Source organism: Intrasporangium chromatireducens Q5-1 (genome assembly GCF_000576575.1).
GTDB lineage: Bacteria > Actinomycetota > Actinomycetes > Actinomycetales > Dermatophilaceae > Intrasporangium_A > Intrasporangium_A chromatireducens.
Genome location: NZ_AWQS01000283.1, coordinates 1 through 4,394 on the forward strand (window position 1 = coordinate 1; position 4,394 = coordinate 4,394).

At 71.4% G+C, this 4,394-nt stretch carries 3 protein-coding genes; 1 reads left to right on the top strand and 2 read right to left on the bottom strand.

Features of this window, described 5'->3' with window-relative positions; translation table 11 throughout:
- The first annotated feature begins 156 nt into the window (after positions 1-156).
- Positions 157-1,416, top strand: a complete 1,260-nt coding sequence (locus N864_RS19605) for an MFS transporter (RefSeq protein WP_034721304.1) — start codon at positions 157-159, stop codon at positions 1,414-1,416.
- Between the two features lie 37 nt (positions 1,417-1,453).
- Here the strand turns inward: N864_RS19605 and N864_RS19610 are convergent, their stop codons facing one another.
- Positions 1,454-3,196: an L-lactate permease gene (locus N864_RS19610; protein ID WP_034721308.1), complete on the bottom strand. Its 1,743-nt coding sequence runs from the start codon at positions 3,194-3,196 to the stop codon at positions 1,454-1,456.
- A gap of 39 nt (positions 3,197-3,235) precedes the next feature.
- On the bottom strand, positions 3,236-4,394 hold a 1,159-nt coding region (locus N864_RS19615), incomplete at its 5' end, for a (Fe-S)-binding protein (protein WP_051518830.1).

Genomic DNA, 4,394 nt, shown 5'->3' on the forward strand with positions numbered 1-4,394 from the left:
TTCGTCGGGTAGTGGCCTCTCGACGGGAGGGGGGTGAGCGGGGCCGGGCGCGCGACGTCGGCTGACGCCGGTGAGGCGGCTCAGCGTCATACGGCGGCTCAGCGTCATACGGGGGCTGAGGGTCATCCGGCGGCTCAGGGTCATCCGGAGGAGACAATGGCGGGCGTGACTGCCTCCGGACCTCCCACCCCGCGCACCCGGATTCCGCGGGAGATCTGGATCCTCGTCGGGGCGGCCTTCGTCATCGCCATCGGCTACGGAATCGTCTCGCCCGTGCTGCCGGCGTACGCCCGGTCCTTCGACGTCGGGGTCGCCGCAGCGTCGGTCATCGTCTCGGCCTTCGCGTTCTTCCGGCTCGTCTTCGCGCCGGCGGGCGGCGAGCTGGTGAGCCGCCTCGGCGAGCGGCCGGTCTATCTCGCGGGCCTCGTCATCGTCGCCGTCTCGTCGTTCACGACGGCGTTCGCGCAGTCCTATGTCCAGCTGCTCATCTTCCGCGGCCTCGGTGGCATCGGCTCGACGATGTTCACGATCTCGGCCATGGCCCTCCTCGTCCGGCTCGCGCCACCGAACGAGCGGGGACGGGTCTCGTCGGTCTACGGGTCGGCGTTCCTCATCGGGGGAATGATCGGGCCGGTCCTCGGCGGACTGCTCGCCGGATGGGGGATGCGAGCGCCGTTCATCGTGTATGCCGTCGCCCTCGTCCTCGCGACGCTGGTGGTGGGAATCGGGCTCGGTGGGGCCCGCCTGCGCCCGGCCGAGGACCACGGCACCCGCCCGGTGGTGAGCCTGGCGGAGGCGTGGCGGTCGCCGGTCTATCGGGCTGTGCTCGCGTCGGCCGTGGCGAACGGCTGGACGAACTTCGGGGTCCGGGTGGCGGTGCTGCCCCTGCTCGCGACCGCCGTGCTCGACGAGCCGTGGGTGGCCGGCGCGGCCCTGGCCATCGGCGCCGTCGGCACCGCTGGCACGCTGCAGTTCTCGGGGCGGCTGGCGGACCGGGTCGGCCGGCGTCCGCTCGTCATCATGGGGCTCGTGGTCATGGGGACGGCGATGGCATCGCTGGGCCTCGCCCGGCACTCCGGCCTGTCCGTCTCGGCCGCGCTCACCGTGCTGTTCGGCCTCTCCCTGCTCTCCGGTGTCGGCGCCGGCCTGGTCAACCCGGCGCAGCAGGCGGCGGTCGCCGACGTCATCGGCCGCGAGCGCAACGGCGGCCGGGTCCTGTCGACCTTCCAGATGTCCCAGGACGGCGGCGCGATCGTGGGGCCCGTCCTCGTCGGGCTGGTGGCCGACCACTTCGGCTTCGGCACGGCCTTCGTGGTGACCGGGATCGTCTGCCTGGCCGGGGTGCTGCCCTGGCTGGCGGCGCCGGAACCGCTCGTCCACCACGCGTGGGCCGGCCCAGAGGGCAACGAGAGCTGACACGATCGTTCTGCGGGAGCGCCCCGCGAGCGTCCGGTCAGGGCACCATCCACGACAGGACCGGCGTGGACTGGAGGTAGACCAGGACGCACATGAAGACGAGGAAGCCGAGGCTCCACCCGATGATCCTGCGGAAGATGTCGCCCTCGCGCCCGGAGAGGCCGACGGCTGCGGCGGCGATGGCGAGGTTCTGCGGCGAGATCATCTTGCCGAGCACGCCACCCGATGAGTTCGCCGCCGCCATGAGGACCTTGCTCAGGCCGACCTGGTTCGCGGCGGAGACCTGCAGCGCGCCGAACAGCGAGTTCGAGGACGTGTCCGAGCCCGTGACGGCGACGCCGAGCCAGCCGAGGACCGGCGAGATGATCGCGAACGCGGAGCCTGCCCCGGCCATCCACAGTCCGAGGCTGGCCGTCTGCCCCGACGCGTTCATCACGTAGGCGAGGCCGAGCACCGCCATGACGGTGATGATCGCCGGGAGCAGCTGGCGCAGGGTGTCGAGGTAGGCCCGCGCAGCCTTGCCCACGGAGATGCCGATGACCGGGATCGACACGAGCCCCGCAATCAGCATGAGGGTGCCCGCGGCCGACAGCCAGTTCAGCTTGAACACCGGGATCGTCGAGGGCTTGCCCGACGCGGTCTGCAGGTCGAGCCCTGGCCACTTGAACTGCCCACCGGGGGCGGCGAGGGCGTCCTTGATGCCGGGCAGCTGGCTCAGGCTGAAGATGATGATGATGTACGGCGCGTAGGCCTTGACGACGTCTGAGCGGGTGTCGACGTGGGCGCGGTCGCGGGCCGCGTACTCCTCGGCCGTGCCGACGCCGGCGTCGATCGGGTGGTCGGTGCCGCCGGCGTGCCCGGCCGGCACCCCGCTCGCGACCTGGTCCTCGGTGCGCGCGGCCCGGCGCGACACGTGAACGGCCTCCCGCTCCTCGAGGTCCGCCTCCTCGGACTCGATGTAGGGCGTCGCCGGGCGCCACACCCGCAGCAGCAGGACGACGGCGGCGGCACCGACGAGCGAGGCGACGATGTCCGTCAGCTGCGTCGACAGGTAGTTCGACGTGGCGAACTGGGCGAGCGCGAAGGCGATGCCCGCGGTGAGCGTGGCGGGAAGGGTGGCTCGCACGCCCCGCCCCCGGTCGATGATGTAGACGAGCGCCATCGGGACGAAGATGCCGAGGATCGGGGTCTGGCGACCGACCATCTGCGAGAGCGTGTGCTCCGGGATGCCGCTCACCGTGGCGAGGGTGGTGATCGGGACGGCCAGGGCGCCGAAGGCCACGGGCGCCGTGTTCGCCACGAGCGCGACGACCGCCGCCTTGAGCGGGCGGAAACCGAGCGCGATGAGCATGACGCTGGTGATCGCGACCGGCGTGCCGAAGCCGGCCAGCGCCTCGAGCAGGGCGCCGAAGCAGAAGGCGATGATGACGGCCTGGATGCGCTGGTCGTCACTGACCCGCGCGAACGATCGACGCAGGACGTCGAAGTGGCCGGTGACGACGGTCATGTTGTAGAGCCAGATCGCGTTGATGACGATCCAGAGGATCGGGAAGAACCCGAACGCCGCTCCTTCGAGCCCCGACATGACGGCCTGGCCGACGGGCATCGAGTAGGCGATGATCGCCACGAGGATCGAGACGATCAGCGAGACGAGTGATGCCTTCCACGCGCTGATGCGCAGGACACCGAGCATCACGAAGAGGACGACCAGTGGCAGGAGTGCCACCAGGGCCGTCAGGGTGAGCGATCCGGCGACCGCATCGAGGACTGGGCGATACATGTGTTCACCTCATTGTGAGCAGATGTGGAGATGCAGGAGTCAGTCTGTGCCAGGAGCGGGTTGGTGCGGGTGGAACACGCCGAGGCTCGCCGGGGCGCTGCCTCGGATGGAGGCGTCGAGCACCTCCACGATGTGGGCGAGCGCGATCCGGTGACCGGCCCGCTCGAGTGATGAGGCGACCTGCATGAGGCAGCCGGGGTTGGCCGTGACGAGGAGGGGGGCGCCGGTCCTCAGGACGTTGGCGGCCTTCCGGTCACCGAGCTCGCGGGCCGCCTCGGGCTGGACGATGTTGTAGATGCCGGCCGAGCCGCAGCAGATCTCGCTGTCGGCGATCTCGCGCACCTCCAGCCCGGGGATCCCGCGCAGCAGCTCGCGCGGCTGCACCCTGATCCCCTGGGCGTGGGACAGGTGGCAGGCGTCGTGGTACGCGACAGCCATCGGGAGCGGCTGGCGCGTCGCGACGGGGCCGACCTCGACGAGGATCTCCGAGAGGTCACGCACCCGGCCGACGAAGGCGCGGGCCCGGTCGGCGTAGTCCGGGTCGTCTGCGAGCAGGTCGGCATACTCCTTCATCGAGGAGCCGCAGCCGGCCGCGTTGACGACGACGTAGTCGACGTTCTCCTGCTCGAAGGTGTCGATGAGGGCGCGGGCGAAGCGCTGTCCCTCGGGTTCGCGGCCGTTGTGAATGGACAGGGCCCCGCAGCAGCCCTGGCGGGCCGGCGCGATGACGTCGAAGCCCTCCGCGGCCAGTACCCGCGCCGTGGCGGCGTTGACGCCGGGGAAGAACTCCCGCTGGACGCAGCCGAGCAGCATCCCGACGGTGCCGCGCCGGGTGCCTCGCGCCGGGGTGCGCTCGGGCACGTCCTCGCGCGCCCCGAGCGGCGGTGCGAGCCCCTCCATCGCCGCGAGGGTCGGGGAGATCCGGTCGAGCAGTCCGGTGCGGCGCAGGAGCGCGGAGAGCCTGCTCTTCTGGTGCAGCTTCAACGGTCCGCGCAGCGCCCGCAGCCGTCGCGGGTAGGGGAACAGGGCGAAGATCGCGGCGCGGAGCGCCTTGTCCTTGGGGGACCGCTCGTAGCGGCGCTCGACCTGGGCCCGCGTCGCCTCGATGAGCCGGTCGTACTGCACGCCGGAGGGGCAGGCGGTCACGCAGGCCATGCAGCCGAGGCAGGCGTCGAAGTGCTCGACCATCGCGGGCGTC

Excerpts from the sequence above, each read along its gene's own strand:
- N864_RS19605 (WP_034721304.1), top strand. The coding sequence starts at position 157 with ATGGCGGGCGTGACTGCCTCCGGACCTCCCACCCCGCGCACCCGGATT.
- N864_RS19610 (WP_034721308.1), bottom strand. The coding sequence starts at position 3,196 with ATGTATCGCCCAGTCCTCGATGCGGTCGCCGGATCGCTCACCCTGACG.